Raw genomic sequence first — 20,189 nt, forward strand, 5'->3', positions numbered from 1 at the left:
CAGCCGACGGGCGTGGCGTTTCTGGCGGACAGGACCGGGGATCACCAGGGGCTGGCGATCGTCCTGTTCACGGTGTTCGTGTCGGTGACGCTGGCGATCACGGCGTGGGCGGGGCGGCGGCGCACCTCGTCGGAGGAGTTCTTCGCCGGCGGGCGGCTGTTCACCCCGGCGGAGAACGGCTTCGCGATCGCCGGTGACTACATGTCGGCGGCGTCGTTCCTCGGGATCTCCGGGCTGATCGCGCTGTTCGGGTACGACGGGCTGCTGTACTCGGTCGGGTTCTTCGTGGCGTGGCTGATCGTGCTGATGCTCGTCGCCGAGCTGGTGCGGAACGTCGGGCGGTACACGCTGGCGGATGTGCTGTCGGCGCGGATGCGGCACCGGCCGGTGCGGATCGCGGCGGGGACGGCGTCGGTGACGGTGTCGATCCTGTACCTGGTGGCGCAGATGGTCGGCGCGGGCAGTCTGGTCGGGCTGCTGCTCGGCGGCACCGGGGCGGCCAGGACCTGGACGGTGATCGGGGTCGGGGCGCTGATGGTGGTCTATGTGTCGTTCGGCGGGATGCGGGCGACCACGTGGATTCAGATCGTGAAGACCGTGCTGCTGATGGGCGGGACGGTGGCGCTGACGGTGATGGTGCTGGTCAAGTTCCATGGAAACGTGGACTGGTTGCTGCGGTCGGCGGTGACGGGCAGCGGGCAGGGTGACGCGTTTCTCGCGCCGGGGCTGAAGTACGGCGCGAGCGGCACGTCGCGGCTGGACTTCATCAGCCTGGGGCTGGCGCTGGTGCTGGGCACGGCCGGGCTGCCGCACATCCTGTCGCGGTTCTACACGGTACCGACGGCGCGTTCGGCGCGGCGGTCGGTGGTGTGGGCGATCGGGCTGATCGGGGCGTTCTACCTGATGACGATCGTGCTGGGCTTCGGGGCGGCGGCGATGGTCGGTTCGGACACGGTGCGGACGTCGAACGAGGCGGGCAACACGGCGGTGCCGCTGCTCGCGGAGGCGCTGGGCGGCGGATCGGGCACGACCGGCGGCGCGGTGCTGTTCGCGGTGGTGGGGTCGGTGGCGTTCGCGACGATCCTGGCGGTGGTGGCGGGCATCACGCTCGCGTCGTCGGCGTCGGTGGCGCACGACCTGTATGCGACGGTGCGGCGCAGGCCCCGCCATGCGGCCAGGCGTGACGCGGGCAATCCGGGCGGGCACATGGAGGAGGACGAGGTGCGGGTGGCGCGGTTCGCGGCGGTCGGGATCGGTGCGGTGGCGATCGCGCTGAGCTTGCTGGCGCAGGATCAGAACATCGCGTTCCTGGTCGGGTTGGCGTTCGCGGTGGCGGCGTCGGCGAACCTTCCCTCTTTGCTGTACTCGCTGTTCTGGGGGCGGTTCACGACCAAGGGCGCGGTGTGGTCGATCTACGGCGGACTGGTTCCGGCCCTGACCTTGGTGGTGCTGTCTCCGGTGACGTCCGGGCAGGCCGACTCGCTCTTCCCCGGGGTGGACTTCCACGTCTTCCCGTTGGAGAACCCGGGGCTGGTCTCGATCCCGCTGGGCTTCTTCGCCGGCTGGCTGGGCACGGTGCTGACCCGGGAGCCCGCGGATGAGTCGGCGTTCGCGGAGACGGAGGTGCGGTCGCTGACGGGAGCGGGCGCGGTGTAGCCGGCCGGAGGGCTGGTGCAGGGTGCCGCGGGGGCCGGCGTCAGCGTCCGGGTACGGGTACGGCGGGGTCGATCGGCTCGACGGATTCGACGTCCATGCGGGCCGGGGTGCCGAGCGCGGCGCCGCAGCTCTCCGGGCGCGGGGGAGTGGCGGCGTGCTGGGCGACCAGGACCCGCCAGGCCCGCCCGTCGGTGTGGTCGACGTGTACGGTCCAGGCGGTTCGTGCGTCGGGGCCGGAGCCGGAGCCGGATGCGGGTTCCGGCTCGACGGGGTCGGTGCCGCGCACGGTCAGCGCGGCCGCGCGCTCCTCGTCGATCAGGGCGCGGACCGCCAACTCGGCTGCCTGGCCGGGCCGGGACCAGGTGGAGCGGCCGCGGCAGCCTTCGAGGGCGACCCGGCCGGAGTGCGCGGCAGTGAGCGCGTCCTTGGCGGTGGCCGCGTCGAGCCGGCCGTAGGAGTAGCCGTGCGGGAGGACCAGCATGGTCGGGGCGAAGCGGTGGCCACCGAGGTGCGTGGTCTCCCAGACGTCGAGGCCGCCGTCGGTGGCGAGTTCGGCCGCGAGCGGACGGCCGTGGAGGGCGCAACAGCGGTCGCGGGTGCCGTTGGTGCAGATGAGGGCGATGGGCGGGCCGTCGTAGCGGGTGCCGAAGTCGGCGGGGTGGCCGGCGCCGAGGGCCGGGAAGTCCAGGGTGGCCAGTTCTGCGGGATCGGCGAGGGCGGCGGTGCGAATCCATGAGCGGTCGGGCGCGGTGTGGGCGGCGATCACATGGCGGCGGTGCGGCTGATGGGTGTCGGCGTGCCGGCCGGGGCGGCGGATGAGGCCGAGCCGGACACCGGTGCCGTCGGCGAGGCGTTCCAGTTCGCGGCCGAGCGCCGGGTCGAGGTGGCTGGACCGAAGGGCCTTGGCTCCCCACGGACCCGGCTGCTCGATCAGCAGCCAGGTCCGTGCGGTCGCCGCGGTGGCGGCCACCGGTTCGGCGAGTTCGATCGAGGCACGCGTGCAGAGGCTCACCCCGCCGAGCCTAGTTGTTCTGTCCACGGAGGTTGGTGACAGTGATCACGGTGGGGTGATCTTGAACGAGTAAGGGCCTTCCGGGTTCGGTGTGGATTGCGACATCGACATCGAACGATCAGAAGGCCCTCATGCCCCACCGTAATGCACCTCTGACCGAGACCGGCCGTCTGCGGCTGGCCCGCTGCATCGTTGACGACCGGTGGACCCTGCGCCGGGCCGCCGAACGCTTCCAGGTCTCGCCCACCACGGCTCAGCGGTGGGCGGCCCGCTACCGGGAGCTGGGCGAGGCCGGGATGGTCGACCGCTCCTCGCGCCCGCACTCCAGCCCGCGCCGGACACCGACCCGTACCGAGCGGCGGATCATCAAGGTCCGTGTCCTGCGCCGGTGGGGACCGGCCCGTATCGCCTACCTTCTCGGGCTGAACCCGGCGACCGTGCACCGTGTCCTGACCCGCTACCGGCTGGCCCGTCTGGCCCACCTGGACCGTGCCACCGGCCGGGTGATCCGCCGCTACGAACACGCCGCCCCCGGCGACCTCGTCCACGTCGACATCAAGAAACTCGGCAACATCCCCGACGGCGGCGGCCACAAGGTCCTCGGCCGGCAAGCAGGCCGCAAGAACCGCACCAAGGCGGGCATGAGCTTCCTGCACAACGCCATCGACGACCACTCCCGCCTGGCCTACAGCGAAATCCTGGCCGACGAGAAGAAAGAGACCGCCGTCGGGTTCTGGCAGCGCGCCCACGCCTTCTTCGCCGCCGCCGGTATCACCGTCCAGCGGGTCCTGACCGACAACGGCTCCTGCTACAAGTCACATCTGTGGCGCAACTCCCTTGCCGAGCAAGGTATTTCACACAAACGCACCCGGCCCTACCGGCCCCAGACCAACGGCAAGGTCGAACGGTTCAACCGCACCCTGCTGGACGAATGGGCCTACGCGAAGCCCTACCGCACCGACGCCGAACGACGCGCCGCCTATCAGCAGTGGCTCCACACCTACAATCACCACCGCGGACACACCGCACTCAAAGGCCAACCACCCGCCAGCCGCGTCCCCAACCTAACGGGTCAGTACACCTAGTGCGCCCGGCGGGGCGGACCTGTACGCGTACCGCCGGACCCGTAGCCGGACCTGCGTCCGCAGCCGTGTTCGTAGCTCCGCACCCGCACCTGCACCCGCACCTGCACCTGCACCCGCTCCCGCGCCCGGGCCTCGTGGGGGCCCGGGCGCGGGACTTCCGTCAGGCCGGGCCCGCGATGGACGTGACCGGCTTCGCCAGTGGGACACCGGAGCCGTCGCGGCGCGGGTCCTTCGGCGGGAGCTCGGCGGGCGCGCCCGTCGAGGTGGCCGCGCGGGCGGGGGCGGGGCCGGCCCAGGCGAGCGACAGCCCGCTCTCGCCCCGCAGGAAGCGCTGGCAGCGCACCCCGCCGGTGGCCCGGCCCTTGCGCGGGTACTGGTCGAACGGCGTCAGCTTCGCGGTGCCCTCGCCGGCGCCGTCCAGGGTGCCCTCGGAACGGGCCACGGTGAAGACCACCGCGTCCACGGCCGGGTCCACCGCGGTGAAGGAGATCACCTGGGCGCCGTCCGCGAGCTTGATGCCGGCCATGCCGCCCGCCGGGCGGCCCTGCGGACGCACCTGGGCGGCCGGGTAGCGCAGCAGTTGGGCGTCGTCGGTGATGAAGACCAGATCCTCCTCGCCGGTGCGCAACTCCACCGCGCCGACGATCACGTCGCCCTCCTTGAGGGTGATGACCTCCAGGTCGTCCTTGTTCGACGGGTAGTCCGGCACGACCCGCTTGACCACCCCCTGCGCGGTGCCGAGCGCCAGCCCGGGCGAGGACTCGTCGAGCGTGGTCAGGCACAGCGCCCGTTCCCCGTCGTCGAGCGCGAGGAACTCCGTCAGCGGCGCCCCGCCGGCCAGGGACGGCGGGCCCGCGGTGTCCGGCAGCATCGGCAGGTCGATGACGGTCAGCCGCAGCAGCCGCCCGGTCGAGGTCACCACGCCGAGGTCGGAGCGCGCGGTGGTCGGCACCGCCGACAGGATCACGTCGTGTTTGGCCCGCTTGCCCGAGCCGTCGGTGAGCGGCTCGCCCACCCCGGTGCGGGCCAGCAGCCCGGTCGAGGAGAGCAGCACCCGGCACGGGTCGTCGGCGACCTCGAGCGGCACCGCGGCGGCCGGCGCGCCCGCCGACTCCAGCAGCACGGTGCGCCGTTCGGTGCTGTACTTCTTCGCGACCGCGGCCAGCTCCGCCGACACCAGCTTGCGCAGTTCCGCGTCCGACTCCAGGATGCGGGTCAGCTCGGCGATCTCCTCGTTGAGCCGGTCGCGTTCGGCCTCCAGCTCGATCCGGTCGAAGCGGGTCAGCCGGCGCAGCGGGGTGTCGAGGATGTACTGGGTCTGGATGTCGGACAGGCCGAACCGGTCCATCAGCCGTTCCTTGGCCTGCGCCGCGTTGTCGCTGGACCGGATGATGGAGATGACCTCGTCGATGTCGACCAGCGCCACCAGCAGGCCGTCCACCAGGTGCAGCCGGTCGCGGCGCTTGGTGCGCCGGAACTCGCAGCGCCGCCGCACCACCGTGAAGCGGTGGTCGACGTAGACCTCCAGCAGCTCCTTGAGGCCGAGGGTGAGCGGCTGGCCGTCCACCAGGGCCACGTTGTTGATGCCGAAGGAGTCCTCCATCGGCGTCAGCTTGTAGAGCTGTTCGAGCACGGCCTCGGGGTTGAAGCCGTTCTTGATCTCGATGACCAGCCGCAGGCCGTGCTCGCGGTCGGTGAGGTCCTTGACGTCGGCGATGCCCTGGAGCTTCTTCGCGCCGACCATGTCCTTGATCTTGGCGATGACCTTCTCGGGCCCGACGGTGAAGGGCAGTTCGGTGACGACCAGGCCCTTGCGGCGCGGGGTGACGTCCTCCACCGCCACGGTGGCACGGATCTTGAAGGTGCCGCGGCCGGTCTCGTACGCGTCGCGGATGCCGGACAGCCCGATGATCCGGCCGCCGGTGGGCAGGTCAGGACCGGGAACGTGGCGCATCAGCGCGTCGAGGTCCGCGTTCGGGTACCGGATCAGGTGCCGGGCGGCGGAGACCACCTCGCCCAGGTTGTGCGGCGGCATGTTCGTGGCCATGCCGACCGCGATCCCGGACGAGCCGTTGACCAGCAGGTTCGGGTAGGCGGCCGGCAGGACGTCGGGTTCCTGCTCCTGGCCGTCGTAGTTGGGCGCGAAGTCGACGGTGTCCTCGTCGATCGACTCGACCATGAGCTGGGCCGGGCCCGACATGCGCGCCTCGGTGTAGCGCATCGCGGCCGGCATGTCGTCCAGCGAGCCGAAGTTGCCGTGCCCGTCGACCAGCGGCAGGCGCTGCGAGAAGGGCTGCGCCATCCGGACCATCGCGTCGTAGATCGACGCGTCGCCGTGCGGGTGCAGCTTGCCCATCACCTCGCCGACCACGCGGGCGCACTTGACGAAGCCGCGCTCGGGGCGCAGGCCCATCTCGTTCATCTGGTAGACGATGCGGCGGTGCACCGGCTTCATGCCGTCACGGGCGTCGGGCAGCGCGCGGGCGTAGATCACCGAGTAGGCGTACTCAAGGTAGGAGCCCTTCATCTCGTCCACGACGTCGATGTCGAGGATGCGCTCCTCGAAGTCGTCGTCCGGGGGCGGGCTCTTCGTCGTGCGGCGGGCCATCTCGGCGGCGCTCCTTTGCCTTGCGTGGTGCCTTCGGGTGCGTTGCGTGTGCCTTGCGTGCTGCTGCGGTTCTGCGGTCCTGCGTCGGTCGTTCTGCGGTTCCGCGGTCCTGTGTCTGTCGTGCGGCGGTGCCGCGTGAGTCGTGTTGCGGTCCCGCTTCGGTGCCGCGTCTGTCGTGCCTCGGTCGTGCGTCCGTCCTGCGTGTGCCTGCTCGTCAAGCGTCTGCCCGCGTGCCTCGCGGTCGTGCACGGGCGGCGGGCATACGCCGCGATGCGGCGCGGTCCATTGTGGACCGCGGCACCGACAACACCGACCGCGACCCGGCACGAGCGCGTTCCGGGCGGGAACTTCGCGCGGCGCGGGCACGCTTGCCTAGAGTGGCAGCACTCTACGCAGTCACGCAGCAGCGACCGGAAGGACAGCTTGCCCATGGGTCACACGGCCACGCCGGAGGCACACTCCAGCGGCCTGACAGCCACCGAGCACCGCTTGGCGAACGGCCTGCGAGTGGTGCTCTCCGAAGACCACCTCACGCCGGTCGCCGCGGTATGCCTCTGGTACGACGTCGGTTCACGCCATGAGGTCGAGGGCCGCACCGGTCTCGCCCACCTCTTCGAGCACCTGATGTTCCAGGGCTCCGCCAGCGTCAAGGGCAACGGGCACTTCGAACTCGTCCAGGGCGCGGGCGGTTCGCTCAACGGCACCACCAGCTTCGAGCGCACCAACTACTTCGAGACGATGCCCGCCCACCAGCTCGAACTGGCCCTGTGGCTGGAGGCCGACCGCATGGGCAGCCTGCTGACCGCACTGGACCAGGAGAGCCTGGACAACCAGCGGGACGTGGTGAAGAACGAGCGCCGCCAGCGGTACGACAACGTGCCCTACGGCACGGCCTTCGAACGGCTCAGCGCGCTCGCCTTCCCCGACGGCCACCCGTACCACCACACGCCGATCGGCTCGATGGCCGACCTCGACGCGGCCTCCCTGGAGGACGCCCGCGCCTTCTTCCGCACGTACTACGCGCCCGGCAACGCGGTGCTGTCCGTGGTCGGCGACATCGACCCGGAGCAGACCCTCGGCTGGATCGAGCGGTACTTCGGCACCATCCCCGCGCACAACGGCAAGCCCGAGCCGCGCGACGGCTCGCTGCCCGACGTGGTCGGCGAGAACGTCCGGGAGGTGATCGAGGAGGACGTGCCCTCCCGCGCCCTGATGGCGGCCTACCGGCTGCCCCAGGACGGCACCCGTGAGAGTGATGCCGCCGACCTGGCGTTGACGGTGCTGGGCGGCGGCGAGTCCTCCCGGCTGCACAACCGGCTGGTACGGCGGGACCGTTCCGCCGTCACCGCCGGGTTCGGCCTGCTGCGGCTGGCGGGGGCGCCCTCGCTCGGCTGGCTGGACGTCAAGGCGTCCAGCGGTGTCGAGCTGGCCGCCATCGAGGCGGCCGTCGACGAGGAGCTGGCCCGTTTCGCCGAACAGGGCCCCACCGCCGAGGAGATGGAGCGGGCGCAGGCCCAGCTGGAGCGCGAGTGGTTGGACCGGCTCGCCACGGTGGCCGGCCGCGCCGACGAACTGTGCCGCTTCGCCGTGCTGTTCGGCGACCCGCAGCTCGCCCTCACCGCGGTGCAGCGGGTGCTGGACGTGACCGCGGAAGAGGTCAAGGCGGTCGCCGCGGCGCGGCTGCGCCCGGACAACCGGGCCGTCCTCGTCTACGAGCCCACCGCGGCCGCCGCCGAGCAGGACGACGAGCAGGACGACGACCAGGACGAGCAGAACCAGCAGGACGAGCAGGGAGAAGGTGCCGAGGCATGAGCGACACCGCCGCCACCATGACGTTCCACCCGCGGCCGCAGGCCGGGGAGCCCAAGCCGTGGGCCTTCCCCGCGCCCGAGCGGGGCACCCTGGCCAACGGCCTGACCCTGCTCACCAGCCACCGCCCCGGCCAGCAGGTCGTCGCGGTCGAGGTGCTGCTCGCGGCCCCGCTGGCCGCTGAGCCGAAGGACCTCGACGGCGTGGCCACCATCATGGCCAGGGCGCTGTCGGAGGGCACCGACCAGCACTCCGCGGAGGAGTTCGCCGCCGAGCTGGAGCGCTGCGGCGCGACGCTCGACGCGCACGCCGACCACCCGGGGGTGCGGGTCTCCCTCGAAGTGCCCGCGTCCCGGCTGGACAAGGCGCTGGACCTGCTCGCCGAGGCGCTGCGGGCGCCGGCCTTCCCGGACGACGAGATCAAGCGGCTGGTCGCCAACCGGCTCGACGAGATCCCGCACGAGCTGGCCAACCCCGGCCGCCGGGCCGCGATGGCGCTGTCGAAGGAGCTGTTCCCGGCCGAGGCGCGCAACTCGCGGCCCCGCCAGGGCACCGAGGAGACCGTGCGGCGGATCGACGCGGCCGCCGTGCGCGCCTTCTACGCCGCGCACGTACGGCCGGCCACGGCCACCGCCGTGGTGGTCGGCGACCTGACCGGCATCGACCTGCCCGCGCTGCTGGACGGCACGCTCGGCCGCTGGACCGGCACCAAGGCCGAGCCGCCGGCCCGCGCGGCGATCACCTCCGACGACACCGCCCGGGTGGTGATCGTGGACCGGCCAGGCTCGGTGCAGACCCAGCTGCTGATCGGCCGGACCGGCCCGGACCGGCAGGCCCGGGTGTGGGCGGCGCAGGTGCTGGGCACCTACTGCCTCGGCGGCACCCTCACCTCCCGGCTGGACCGGGTGCTGCGCGAGGAGAAGGGCTACACCTACGGGGTACGCGCCTTCGGCCAGGTGCTGCTCTCCTCCGCCGACGGCACCGGTGCCGCGCTGCTGGCGATCAGCGGCTCGGTCGCCACCGAGGTGACCGGCCCGGCGCTCGCCGACACCTGGCGGGTGATCCGCGAGCTGGGCGAGGGCGGGCTGACCGACGCCGAGCGCGACGTCGCGGTGCAGAACCTCGTCGGGGTGGCGCCGCTGCGCTACGAGACCGCCGCCGCGGTGGCGGGCACCTTCGCCGACCAGGTCGAGCAGGAGCTGCCCGACGACTTCCAGGCCGCGCTGTACGCCCGGCTCACCGAGACCGGCACGGTGGAGGCGACGGCCGCGGTGGTCAACGCCTTCCCGCTCGACCGCCTGGTGGTGGTCCTGGTCGGCGACGCGGCCGCGATCACCGAGCCGGTACGGGAGCTGGGCATCGGCCCGGTGACCGTCGTCTCCTGACCCACCGGCCCCCGGCCCACCGCACCGACCGGAACCCCGGCCCGCCCGCGCGGCGCGCCGGGGTTCCGGCACTCCCGGGCCCGTACGGCGCGTGCCCGTACCGCCGCACCCCCCGCTCCTCCGTAGCCCCTCGTACGGCCCCCGCTTCTCCGTTCCGCGTTCCGCGGTCGTCGGCCCGCTGTCCAAAAACGATCCAAGAATTCAGGGGCTGCTTTCCCGCCCGCACTCGTGCTGGAATAGAGTCGCGACAGAATGAATTCGGGGACGGAACGGAGTTCTTACGATGCGGAAGCGGATGTGAACGGCACGGAGGGCACCGGTCGGCGTATCTCGGCCCAGGTGGTGTGTACGGCGATCCGCGACGACATCGTGGGCGGTTTCTATCCGCCCGGGAGCCGGCTGACCGAGGAGTTGCTCGCGCAGCGCTACGGGGTGTCGCGGGTGCCGGTGCGCGAGGCGCTGCGCACGCTGGAGTCCGAGGGCTTCGTCCGCACCCGCAGGCACGCCGGCGCCTCGGTGGCCGAGCCGACCGAGCAGGAGGCCGCGGACCTGCTGGAGATCCGCGGGCTGCTGGAGCCGCTGGGCGCGGCCCGGGCCGCGCAGCGGCGGGGCGAGTCGCATCTGAAGGTGCTGCGCGGCCTGGTCCGGCTCGGGCAGGAGCGGGCGGTGCAGGGACAGTTGTCGGACCTGCCGGCGCTCGGCGGCTGGTTCCACGAGACGCTGGCGCAGGCGTCCGGCAGCCCCACGCTGGCCGCGCTGCTCACCCAGCTGCGGCACAAGATCGCCTGGGTGTACGCCGACGACGGCACCGCCCGGGCCGCGCAGGCGTGGGAGGAGCACGCGGCGATCGTGGACGCGGTGGCCCGCGGTGACGCCGAGCGCGCCCGCCGGCTGGCCGCGCTGCACGTGGAGCGGGCCACCGCGGTGAGAACCCTGAAACACTCCGTACACGCGGGGCGCCGCCGCGCTTAACAATCACACCGTATACAAGAACGTGAATTGTTGTTTCGGGTATTCCGGAATAGCGGGGCCGGGCATTCCGTGGGGGCTGTCCGGGTCCGCCGGATTCCGCTGCGCGGATTTCCGTACGGTGTCGGTATTCCCGCCCGGCGGCCGGCGTGCCGCGGGCGCGAAAAGGCGTGCCCGAAAGAGACGCGTGAAAGGCGTGCGGGTGAGCCGCGTACGGAAGGTGGCGCGGCCGAGGCGGTCCCGGGTCCAGACCGCCCCGGGTGGGTCCAGGTTCAGACGCTCCCGGGCTCAGACGGTCTCGGGCAGCTCTTCCAGACCCTCGGCGACCAGCTTCGCCAGCCGGTCCAGCGCCGCGTCGGCGCCGTCGGCCTGCGAGGCCAGCACGACCTCCTCGCCGCCCTGCGCGCCCAGGCCGAGCACGGCCAGCATGGAGGCGGCGTTGACCGGGTCGCCGCCGGCCTTGGCGATGGTCAGGGGCACTCCGGCGGCCGTCGCCGCGCGGACGAAGATGGACGCGGGACGGGCGTGCAGGCCCTCAGCCCAGCCGACATTGACGTGCCGCTCAGCCATGGTGAAGTCCTTCGGGTCGGTGCGGTCTGCGCAGGTGGTTCCAGTTGTCTAGACCAGTTAAGCACGCCCGCGGTGCTGCTCCCGCACGTCGGCCCGCGCTTGAACGGGTCCCCCCAGACTGCCCCCTGCGCGTCGGCGGCGCGAGCAGACACCCCACGCCGGTGCGGCCGCATACGCTGGGGCCATGAGCGAGCAGCCGTACCCCGTCCACTGGGAGGCTGACGTCGTCCTGCGCGACGGCGGCATCGCCCGCATCCGGCCGATCGGCCCGGAGGACGCCGGACGGCTGGTCGACTTCTACGAGCAGGTCTCCGACGAGTCGAAGTACTACCGGTTCTTCGCGCCCTACCCGCGGCTGTCCGACCGGGACGTGCACCGCTTCACCCACCACGACTACGACGACCGGGTCGGCCTCGCGGCCACCGTCGGGGGCGAGTTCATCGCCACCGTCCGCTACGACCGTACCGACGAGCAGGGCCGGGCCGCCTCCGGGCCGGCCGGCACCCGCGCCGAGGTCGCCTTCCTCGTCCAGGACGCGCACCAGGGCCGCGGCGTCGCCTCCGCGCTGCTCGAACACATCGCGGCGGTCGCCCGCGAACGCGGCATCCTGCACTTCACCGCCGAAGTCCTGCCCGCCAACCGCAAGATGGTGAAGGTCTTCACCGACGCCGGCTACACCCAGCAGCGCAGCTTCACCGACGGCGTGGTCCACCTCGACCTCGACCTCGAACCCACCGTCGAGTCGGTGCGCGTGATGCGGGCGCGCGAGCACCGCGCCGAGGCCCGCTCCGTCCAGCGGCTGCTGCGCCCGGAGTCCGTGGCGGTGGTCGGCACCGGGCGCCGGCCCGGCGGCCTCGGCCGCACGCTGCTGCGCAACATCGCGGCCGGCGGCTTCACCGGCCGGCTCTACGCGGTCAACCACGCCTTCCCCGAGGGCGGCACCGACGTCGGCGGGGTGCCCGGCCACCGCTCGGTGCGGGAGATCGCCGAGGGCGGCGCGAGCGTCGATCTCGCGGTGATCGCGGTGCCCGCCGAGCGGGTGCCCGAGGCCGTGGCCGACTGCGGTGCCGCCGCCGTGCGCGGCCTGGTCGTGGTCAGCGCCGGCTACTCCGAGACCGGGCCCGAGGGCAGGGTCCGCCAGCGCGAACTGGTCCGGCAGGCCCGCGCGCACGGCATGCGGGTGATCGGCCCGAACGCCTTCGGGGTGCTCAACACCGCGCCCGACGCCCGGCTGAACGCCTCGCTGTCGCCGGACATGCCGCGCCGCGGCCGGCTCGGGCTGTTCACCCAGTCCGGCTCCATCGGTATCGCGCTGCTGTCCGGACTGCACCGCCGGGGCCTGGGCCCGTCCACCTTCGTCTCCGCGGGCAACCGCGCCGACGTCTCCGGCAACGACCTGCTGCAGTACTGGCAGGACGACCCGGACACCGACGCCGTGCTGATGTACCTGGAGTCGTTCGGCAACCCGCGCAAGTTCACCCGGCTCGCCCGCCGCACCGCCGTCGACAAGCCCGTGGTCGTGGTGAAGGGCGCCCTGCACTCCGGGGCGGTGCCGGCCGGCCACGAGGTGCCGGTCACCCGCATCCCCGACTCCACCGTGTCCGCGCTCTTCCGCCAGGCCGGCGTGATGCGGGTCGACACGGTCACCGAACTCCTCGACGCCGGGCTCTTCCTGGCCCTCCAGCCGCTGCCGGCCGGCGACCGCGTCGCCGTCCTCGGCAACTCCGAGTCGCTCGGCCTGCTCACCTATGACGCGGCGCTCACCGCCGGGCTGCGCCCCGCCGCCCCGATCGACCTCACCACCGCCGCCGGCCCCGACGACTTCGCCGCCGCGCTGACCGCCGCGCTCGCCGACCCCGGCAGCGACGCGGTGGTGGTCACCGCCATTCCCCGGGTCGGCACCGACCTGCTGACCGCCGACCCGAGCGATCCCAGCGACGCGAGCACCCGCCCCGCCGCGGCCGATCCGGGCGATCCGGGCGACCCCGAGGCCGGCGACGACCCGGCGCTGGCCGCCGCCCTGCGCGCGGCTGCCGCCGGCGCGGACAAGCCCGTCGTCGTGGTCCACCTCGCCCTCGACGCCATGGCCGACCGGCTCGGCGCCCCCGCGGAGGGGCCCGGCGCACCCGTCGGCCGTATCCCCGCCTACCGCGCGCCGGACCGGGCGGTCGGGTCGCTCGCCGAGGCCGCCTCCTACGCCGCGTGGCGGGCGAGCGTCGCGAAGCCCGGCCGGGTGCCCGACCTGGACCGGATCGACGAGGCCGGCGCGGCCGAGGACGTACGCCGGCTGCTGCCGCCGGGGGCGCCCGCGGGGGAGGGCGTCACCCTCGACGACGCCGAGACCGCGAGGCTGCTCGGCCGCTACGGCATCGAGGTCCGCCGGGCCCGGCCCGCGCCCGACCCGGACGCCGCCGCCGAGGCAGCCGCCGCGCTCGGCTACCCGGTGGCGCTGAAGACCACCGCACCCCACCTGCGCCACCGCGCCGACCTCGGCGGCGTACGGCTCGACCTCGCCGACGAGGGCGACCTGCGGCGGGCGTACGGCGAGCTGACCGCGCGGCTGGGCGGACCGGCCGAACTGCGCCCGGTGGTGCAGGCGATGGCCCCGCGCGGGGTGGACACGGTGGTACGGGCCGGGGTGGACCCGGCGGCCGGGGCGGTGCTCTCCTTCGGCCTGGCCGGCGCGCCCTCGGAACTGCTCGGCGACATAGCGCACCGGCTGGTTCCGGCCACGGACCGGGACGCCGCGGAGCTGGTGCGCTCCATCAAGTCCGCGCCGATGCTCTTCGGCTGGCGTGGCGCCGAACCGGTGGACACCGCCGCGCTGGAGGAACTGCTGCTGCGGGTGTCGATGCTCGCCGACGACCTGCCGGAGGTGGTCGCGGTGGACCTGGAGCCCGTGGTGGTCGCCGCGCACGGCCTGAGCGTGCTGGGCGCCCGGGTGCGGCTGGCCACCCCGCCGGCCCGCACCGACCTGGGCCCGCGCGCGCTCACCTCGTACTGAACGCGGCGGCCGGGCGGACCCGGGCGGCGGTCGGACGGAGCGCGGGCGGCGCGCGCGGCGGACCGTGGGCGGTGTGCGGCGGGAACCGGGTCCGCGACCGAGTACGCGGTCACCTCACGACCCGGGTCGCGATCGCGTTCTGACCGCCCCGGAGCGCGCATAGGATGGACGGCATGGCGAAGACCGGTACGACGACACAGGGCCTGCGCACAGCCATCGAGCGCAGCGGCTACTACCCGGCTCTGGTGGCCGAGGCCGTCGAGGCCGCGGTGGGGCGCGAGCCGGTCACGTCGTACCTGGTCCACCAGGAGACCACCTTCGACGCCAACGAGGTGCGGCGGCATGTGACGGTGCTGGTGCTCACCGACAGCCGGTTCATCGTCAGCCACACCGACGAGCAGGCCGCCGACGACACCTCGCCGAGCCCCTACGCCACCACCTCCACCGAGTCGGTGAAGATCGGCCGGATCTCGTCGGTCGTCGTCAGCCGGGTGGTGGCCAACCCCGAGTCCTACACGCCGGGTGCCCCCGGCACCCCGGGCACCCTGCCGCGCGAGGTCGTGCTGACCATCGGGTGGGGCGCGGTCTCCCGGATCGACCTGGAGCCGGCCGCGTGCGGCGACCCCAACTGCGAGGCCGACCACGGGTACACCGGCTCCTCGACCGTCGACGACCTGTCGCTGCGGGTGAGCGAGGCCGGCGACGGCCCCGACACGGTCCGGCAGGCCCTCGCCTTCGCCCAGGCCCTCTCCGAGGCGACAGCGGCAACGGACTGATGGGCGGACCGCACCCCGGCACGCCGTACCCCGACGCGTACGACCCCGAGCCGCTCGACCCCCGCACCGCCCCGGTCCCCGCCTACGGCACGGGCGCGCTGTGCGACGTGATCCCGGCCGCGCTCGCCGGGTTCGGCATCCCCGGGATGCCCGCCACCCGCCTCGCCCTCGAACCGGCCGACCGGGTCTGCGTGTTCCTGGTGGACGGGCTCGGCTGGGAGCTGATCCTGCGCCACCCCGACGAGGCGCCGTACCTGACCTCGCTGCTGGGCAGCTCGGTCGGCGGCAGCGGGCGCCCGCTCACCGCCGGCTTCCCGTCCACCACCGCGACCTCGCTCGCCTCCGTCGGCACCGGCCTGCCGCCGGGCGCGCACGGCCTGGCCGGGTACACCACGCTCAACCCCGGCACCGGCGAGCTGATGAACCAGCTGCGCTGGCAGCCGTGGACCTCGCCGAACGTCTGGCAGCCGCACCCCACCGTCTTCCGGCTCGCCGAGGCCGCCGGCATCGCCACCTGCCAGGTCTCCTCGCCGACCTTCGCGCAGACCCCGCTGACCAAGGTCGCGCTCTCCGGCGGCACCTTCCACGGCCGGCTGGCCGGCGAGGAGCGGATGGACCTGGCCGCGGACCGGCTCGCCGCCGCCGACCGCGCGCTGGTCTACACGTACTACAGCGAGCTCGACGCGATGGGCCACCGGCACGGCGTCGACTCCGACGCCTGGCGCGGGCAGTTGGCGATGGTCGACCGGCTGGCGCAGCGGCTCGCCGAGCAACTGCCGCCGCGCAGCGCCCTGTACGTCACCGCCGACCACGGCATGATCGACATCCCGTTCGACGAGGAGTCCCGGATCGACTTCGACGAGGACTGGGAACTGCGCGCCGGGGTCGCGGTGCTGGGCGGTGAGGGCCGGGCCCGGCACGTGTACGCGGTGCCCGGTGCGGCGGCCGACGTGCTCGCGGTGTGGCGCGAGGTGCTGGGCGACCGGATGTGGGTGGCGAGCCGCGCGGAGGCGGTCGCCGCGGGCTGGTTCGGGCCCGACCCCGAGCGGCGGGTGCTGGGCCGGATCGGCGACGTGGTGGCCGCGGCCCGCGACGACATGGCGATCGTGGCGAACCGCACCGAGCCGGGGGAGTCGAAGATGATCGGCCTGCACGGCTCCATGACCCCCGTCGAGCAACTCGTGCCGCTGCTCCAAGTACGCTCCTGAAGCGTTCGTCTCTGCCGTCCGCCTCCTCCGTTCGTCTCTGCCGTCCGCCTCCGCCGTCCGTCCCGAAAGGCCGTCGTCCTTCCCATGTCCGAGCTGGTCTTCTTCTCCGGAACGATGGACTGCGGCAAGAGCACCCTCGCGTTGCAGATCATCCACAACCGCACCGCCCGCGGCCTGCAGGCGGTGATCTTCACCCGGGACGACCGGGCCGGCGAGGGCAAGCTCTCCTCCCGGCTCGGCCTGGTCACCGACGCCGTCGAGGTGGCCGACGACATGGACCTGTACGGCCATCTGGTCGGCGTGATCAGCCGCGGCGGCCGGGTGGACTACGCGGTCGTCGACGAGGCGCAGTTCCTCGCCCCCGGGCAGATCGACCAGTTGGCCCGGGTGGTGGACGAACTCGACCTGGATGTCTACGCGTTCGGGATCACCACGGACTTCCGCACCCGGCTCTTCCCGGGCTCGCAGCGGCTGATCGAGCTCGCCGACCGGATCGAGGCGCTCCAGGTCGAGGCGCTGTGCTGGTGCGGCGCCCGCGCCACCCACAACGCCCGCACGATCGGCGGCGTCATGGTGGTCGAGGGCGCCCAGGTGGTGATCGGCGACGTGGACCGCGCGGCGGAGGTCGGCTACGAGGTGCTCTGCCGCCGCCATCACCGGCGGCAGATGACCAGCGCGTCGGCCGCCGCGGGCACCCTGTCGCCTGACGTGCTGCCGGTCAACCACTCCTGACGACGGCCCGTTCGGCCGCCGGGAACGCGCGGACGACAAGGGGGCGGGTCCGGGCGGCCGCCGGCGAGGACGGCCGCCCGGACCCGCTCGCGGCCGGAGCGGTGCCGGTGTCAGGCGTCGGACACCGGCCCGGACCGCGCGACGACGGTACGATCAGCGGTCACCGGCACCGTGATCGCCCGTGCGCCGTCAGGGGGGCGGAAAGCGGGGGTCAGGCCCGGCGCAGCCGGACCGTCAGGATCTGGAACGGACGCAGCTCCAGCGGCAGCCCGCCGTCGGCCGTGGCCGGCAACTCCTCGGCCGGGGCCTCCAGCAGGTCCGTGAGGTGCGTGGCCGCCACCGGGAAGTCGGCGCGCAGCGTGCCGCGGGCCGATCCGCCGCGCGACTCGTACAGCCGGACCACCACGTCCCCCGACCGGTCGTCCGCGAGCTTCACCGCCTCCACCACGATGTCCGGGTTGTCCACGGCGATCAGCGCGGGTCCGCCCGCGGGCGCCGAACCGGCCGCCCGCAGCGGCAGGTTGAGGGCGTAGCCGGCCGCGATCGCGCCGTCCACGTCGGTGCCGACCACCAGGCCGTAGGCGAAGGAGTGCCGGCCGCGGTCGGCCTGCGGGTCGGGGCTGTGCGGGGAGCGCAGCAGGGACAGCCGCAGCGTGGTGGTGGTGCCGCCGTCCGCGCGGACCTGCCGGGACACGTCGTGGCCGTAGGTCGAGTCGTTGACGACGGCCGCGCCCCAGCCGTGCTCGCCGACGTGCACCCAGCGGTGCGCCCACAGCTCGAACCTGGCCGCGTCCCAGCTGGTGTTCTCGTGGGTGGGCCGGCGGACATGGCCGAACTGGATCTCGGCGCTCTCGTGCTCCGCGTGCACCCGGATCGGCCAGGCCGCCTTGAGCAGGGTGTCCCGCTCCTGCCAGTCGATGTCGGTGCGGACGGTCAACCGGTCGCTGCCCGCGGTCAGTTCGAGGTGCTGCACCAGGTGCGAGGCGCCGAAGGAGCGCGTCACGCGGACCGAGCCGAGCAGCGGCCCGGCCTCGGCGACCTCGACCTCGTCGGCCTCGGTGAGATCGCGCACGGTGTCGCGGTAGTAGCTGTCGATGTTCCAGGCGCTCCACAGGTTCGGGTCGTCCGGGTGGAGTTGGAGCAGGTTGCCCGGCCGGTCCGGGTCGATCGCCTCGCGCGCGGCGCGCTGGTCGTACACCGAACGGACCAGGCCGCTGCCGTCGATCAGGACCCGCAGCACTCCGTTGTCCAGGGTGATGCCGTCGCCGTCCTGGCGCACCTGGACCGGCGCGGTGCCGGCGGCGGCCACCGCGCGGCCGGCGCCGAGCGCGGGCGCCTCGACCAGCACCGCGCGCCGCCCGTCGGCCAGCGGCTGGCCCTCGTCGGTGGCGCCGGCCGGCACCACCGCGACCTCCCGGCGGGCGTACGGGCCGGCGTTGAAGAACGCCAGGCCGTCGCCGCCGGCCAGCGCGGTGCCGATCAACCCGGCCAGTTCCGCCTGGAGTTGTGCGTGCACCGCCTCGGCCTCCTGGTGCACCCAGGCGATGGAGGAGCCCGGCAGGATGTCGTGGAACTGGTGCAGCAGCACCCGCTGCCAGATCGACTCCAGTTCCTGGTACGGGTAGGGGGCGCCGGTGCGGACCGACGCGGCGACCGCCCACAGCTCGGCCTCCCGCAGCAGCGCCTCGGCCCGCCGGTTGCCGTGCTTGGTGCGGGCCTGGCTGGTGTAGGTGCCGCGGTGGTTCTCCAGGTACAACTCGCCCCGCCACACCGGCGGTCGGGGGTACTCGGCGCGGGCCGCCGCGAAGAACGCGTTCGGGTCCGCGACCTCGACCTTCACCGAGCCCTCCAGGTCGCGCAGCCGGCGGGCCTTCTCCATCATCTCGCGGGTGGGGCCGCCGCCGCCGTCACCGAAGCCGAACGGTGCGAGTGACCGGGTCGCCGCGCCCTTGTCGGCGAAGTTGCTCTCCGCGTGGGCGAGTTCGGCGCCGGTCAGGCTCGCGTTGTAGGTGTCGACCGGCGGGAAGTGGGTGAAGATCCGGGTGCCGTCGATGCCCTCCCAGTCGAAGCTGTGGTGCGGCAGCCGGTTGGTCTCGTTCCAGGACAGCTTCTGGGTGAGGAACCACTTCGCGCCCGCGAGCACCGCCAACTGCGGGTAGGCGGCGGTGTAGCCGAAGGAGTCCGGCAGCCACACGCCGTCCTGCGCGAGGCCGAACTCCTCGGCGAAGAACCGCCGGCCGAAGACGAGTTGCCGGGCCAGCGCCTCGCCGCCGGGCAGGTTGCCGTCGGCCTCCACCCACATGCCGCCGACCGGCGCCCAGTTGCCGTCGGCCACCGCCTTCTTGATCCGCTCGAAGATCTCCGGACGGCGCTCCTTGATCCACGCGTACTGCTGCGCGGAGGAGCAGGCGAAGACCAGCTCCGGGTACTCCCGCGCGAGCGCGGTCATGTTGGTGAAGGTGCGGGCGCACTTGCGGACCGTCTCGCGGATCGGCCACAGCCAGGCGGAGTCGATGTGCGCGTGGCCGACCGCGGCGATGGTGTGCGCGGAGGCGTGCGCCGGGCGGGCCAGCACGTCGGCGAGCCGGTCCCGGCCGAGCTGCGCGGTGCCGGCCACGTCGGCGACGTCGACCGCGTCCATCGCGTGCTGGAGCGCGCGCAGGATCTCGTGCCGCCGCGAACTGCCCACCGGCAGCTCGCGCATCAGCTCGTCCAGCACCTCCATGTCGTGCGTCAGGTGCCACACCGCGTCCTCGCGCACCGCGATCTCGGCCACCCGCAGCTCGTACAGGTGGTCGGTGCCCGCGGTCTCCTTCGAGCCGAGGTGGGTGCCCCGGCCCGCGGAGCCCACGATCATCGGGTTGGCGGCCAACTCCACCAGCAGGTCGACCGGTTCGCCGCCGGTGGCCGACTCGGCCAGCAGCACGCTGCGGTGGTACGGGTGCAGCCCCTGCAGCGGCGTGCCGGAGGCGTCGTGCACGAAGCCCTCCGCCTGGCCGCCGGGTCCCTTGGTCAGGTCGAAGCCGAGGTCGAAGACGGCCTCCACCCGGCGGCCCGCCCACTCCTGCGGCACCCGGCCGGTGGCCTTCAGCCAGGTCGTCGACCACGGGCCGCCCCAGCTGTCGCCGATCCGCACCGGTTCGTACGCCGCCGCCAGCGCGTCGGCGACCGGCACGGGTTCGCCCGGCACCTGCCAGGCGGCCAGCTCCAGGGTCAGCGGGTGGCTGTAGAGGGCGGGCCGCACCACGTGCGAGAGGAACTTGGTGATCCGCTGTTCGACGATGGGACGGTCGTCATGCACAGGAGTGCTCTTTCTGCTGGGGTATCGGCAGGGAGTCGGTCGTGCAGCGGGGGCGGGCGGCGGCGCCCGCCCCC

Annotated in this window: 13 protein-coding genes; 9 read left to right on the forward strand and 4 right to left on the reverse strand. The window is 73.4% G+C overall.

What is annotated here, in order from left to right:
- Positions 1–12 precede the first annotated feature (12 nt).
- On the forward strand, positions 13–1,656 hold the full coding sequence (locus OG370_RS31675) for a solute symporter family protein (protein ID WP_328470276.1): 1,644 nt from the start codon (positions 13–15) through the stop codon (positions 1,654–1,656).
- A gap of 40 nt (positions 1,657–1,696) precedes the next feature.
- Here the strand turns inward: OG370_RS31675 and OG370_RS31680 are convergent, their stop codons facing one another.
- Entirely contained in the window at positions 1,697–2,668 is a 972-nt protein-coding gene (locus tag OG370_RS31680) for a sucrase ferredoxin (RefSeq protein ID WP_328470277.1), read from the reverse strand.
- A gap of 131 nt (positions 2,669–2,799) precedes the next feature.
- Between OG370_RS31680 and OG370_RS31685 the strand changes: the two genes are divergently transcribed.
- Positions 2,800–3,753, forward strand: coding sequence for an IS481 family transposase (locus OG370_RS31685; protein ID WP_328461228.1), 954 nt, complete (start codon positions 2,800–2,802; stop codon positions 3,751–3,753).
- 160 nt (positions 3,754–3,913) lie between these two features.
- Here OG370_RS31685 and OG370_RS31690 read toward each other — a convergent pair whose 3' ends face one another.
- Positions 3,914–6,361 carry a DNA gyrase/topoisomerase IV subunit A gene (locus tag OG370_RS31690; RefSeq protein WP_328470279.1) on the reverse strand — a complete coding sequence of 816 codons (2,448 nt, stop codon included), beginning with the start codon at positions 6,359–6,361 and terminating at the stop codon, positions 3,914–3,916.
- A gap of 429 nt (positions 6,362–6,790) precedes the next feature.
- On the opposite strand from OG370_RS31690, the gene OG370_RS31695 reads away from it, so the two are divergent.
- The 3 genes from OG370_RS31695 (at position 6,791) to OG370_RS31705 (ending at position 10,527) form a co-directional block, all read left to right on the forward strand.
- Complete coding sequence (locus OG370_RS31695) at positions 6,791–8,173, forward strand: M16 family metallopeptidase (protein WP_328470281.1); 1,383 nt, start codon at positions 6,791–6,793, stop codon at positions 8,171–8,173.
- On the forward strand, positions 8,170–9,555 hold the full coding sequence (locus tag OG370_RS31700) for a M16 family metallopeptidase (protein WP_328470283.1): 1,386 nt from the start codon (positions 8,170–8,172) through the stop codon (positions 9,553–9,555). Before OG370_RS31695 ends, OG370_RS31700 begins: the two co-directional genes overlap by 4 nt.
- A gap of 252 nt (positions 9,556–9,807) precedes the next feature.
- Complete coding sequence (locus tag OG370_RS31705) at positions 9,808–10,527, forward strand: GntR family transcriptional regulator (protein WP_443060781.1); 720 nt, start codon at positions 9,808–9,810, stop codon at positions 10,525–10,527.
- 285 nt (positions 10,528–10,812) lie between these two features.
- Here OG370_RS31705 and OG370_RS31710 read toward each other — a convergent pair whose 3' ends face one another.
- On the reverse strand, positions 10,813–11,094 hold the full coding sequence (locus tag OG370_RS31710; RefSeq protein WP_328470289.1) for an HPr family phosphocarrier protein: 282 nt from the start codon (positions 11,092–11,094) through the stop codon (positions 10,813–10,815).
- Between the two features lie 184 nt (positions 11,095–11,278).
- Here OG370_RS31710 and OG370_RS31715 point away from each other — a divergent pair, with 184 nt between their 5' ends.
- The 4 genes from OG370_RS31715 (at position 11,279) to OG370_RS31730 (ending at position 16,814) form a co-directional block, all read left to right on the forward strand.
- The gene (locus tag OG370_RS31715) at positions 11,279–14,098 is read left to right on the forward strand and encodes a bifunctional acetate--CoA ligase family protein/GNAT family N-acetyltransferase (RefSeq protein WP_328470291.1); all 2,820 of its coding nucleotides are present in this window, start codon (positions 11,279–11,281) and stop codon (positions 14,096–14,098) included.
- Between the two features lie 164 nt (positions 14,099–14,262).
- Positions 14,263–14,874: a DUF5998 family protein gene (locus OG370_RS31720; RefSeq protein WP_328470292.1), complete on the forward strand. Its 612-nt coding sequence runs from the start codon at positions 14,263–14,265 to the stop codon at positions 14,872–14,874.
- Positions 14,874–16,082, forward strand: coding sequence for an alkaline phosphatase family protein (locus tag OG370_RS31725; RefSeq protein WP_328470295.1), 1,209 nt, complete (start codon positions 14,874–14,876; stop codon positions 16,080–16,082). The genes OG370_RS31720 and OG370_RS31725 overlap by 1 nt, the downstream gene beginning before the upstream one ends.
- 84 nt (positions 16,083–16,166) lie before the next feature.
- A complete protein-coding gene (locus OG370_RS31730) occupies positions 16,167–16,814 on the forward strand; it encodes a thymidine kinase (protein WP_328470297.1) in 648 nt (215 codons plus the stop codon).
- Between the two features lie 211 nt (positions 16,815–17,025).
- Here OG370_RS31730 and OG370_RS31735 read toward each other — a convergent pair whose 3' ends face one another.
- On the reverse strand, positions 17,026–20,115 hold the full coding sequence (locus tag OG370_RS31735) for an alpha-mannosidase (RefSeq protein WP_328470299.1): 3,090 nt from the start codon (positions 20,113–20,115) through the stop codon (positions 17,026–17,028).
- Positions 20,116–20,189: the final 74 nt, after the last annotated feature.

It is taken from the genome of Streptomyces sp. NBC_00448 (assembly GCF_036014115.1).
Taxonomy (GTDB): domain Bacteria; phylum Actinomycetota; class Actinomycetes; order Streptomycetales; family Streptomycetaceae; genus Actinacidiphila.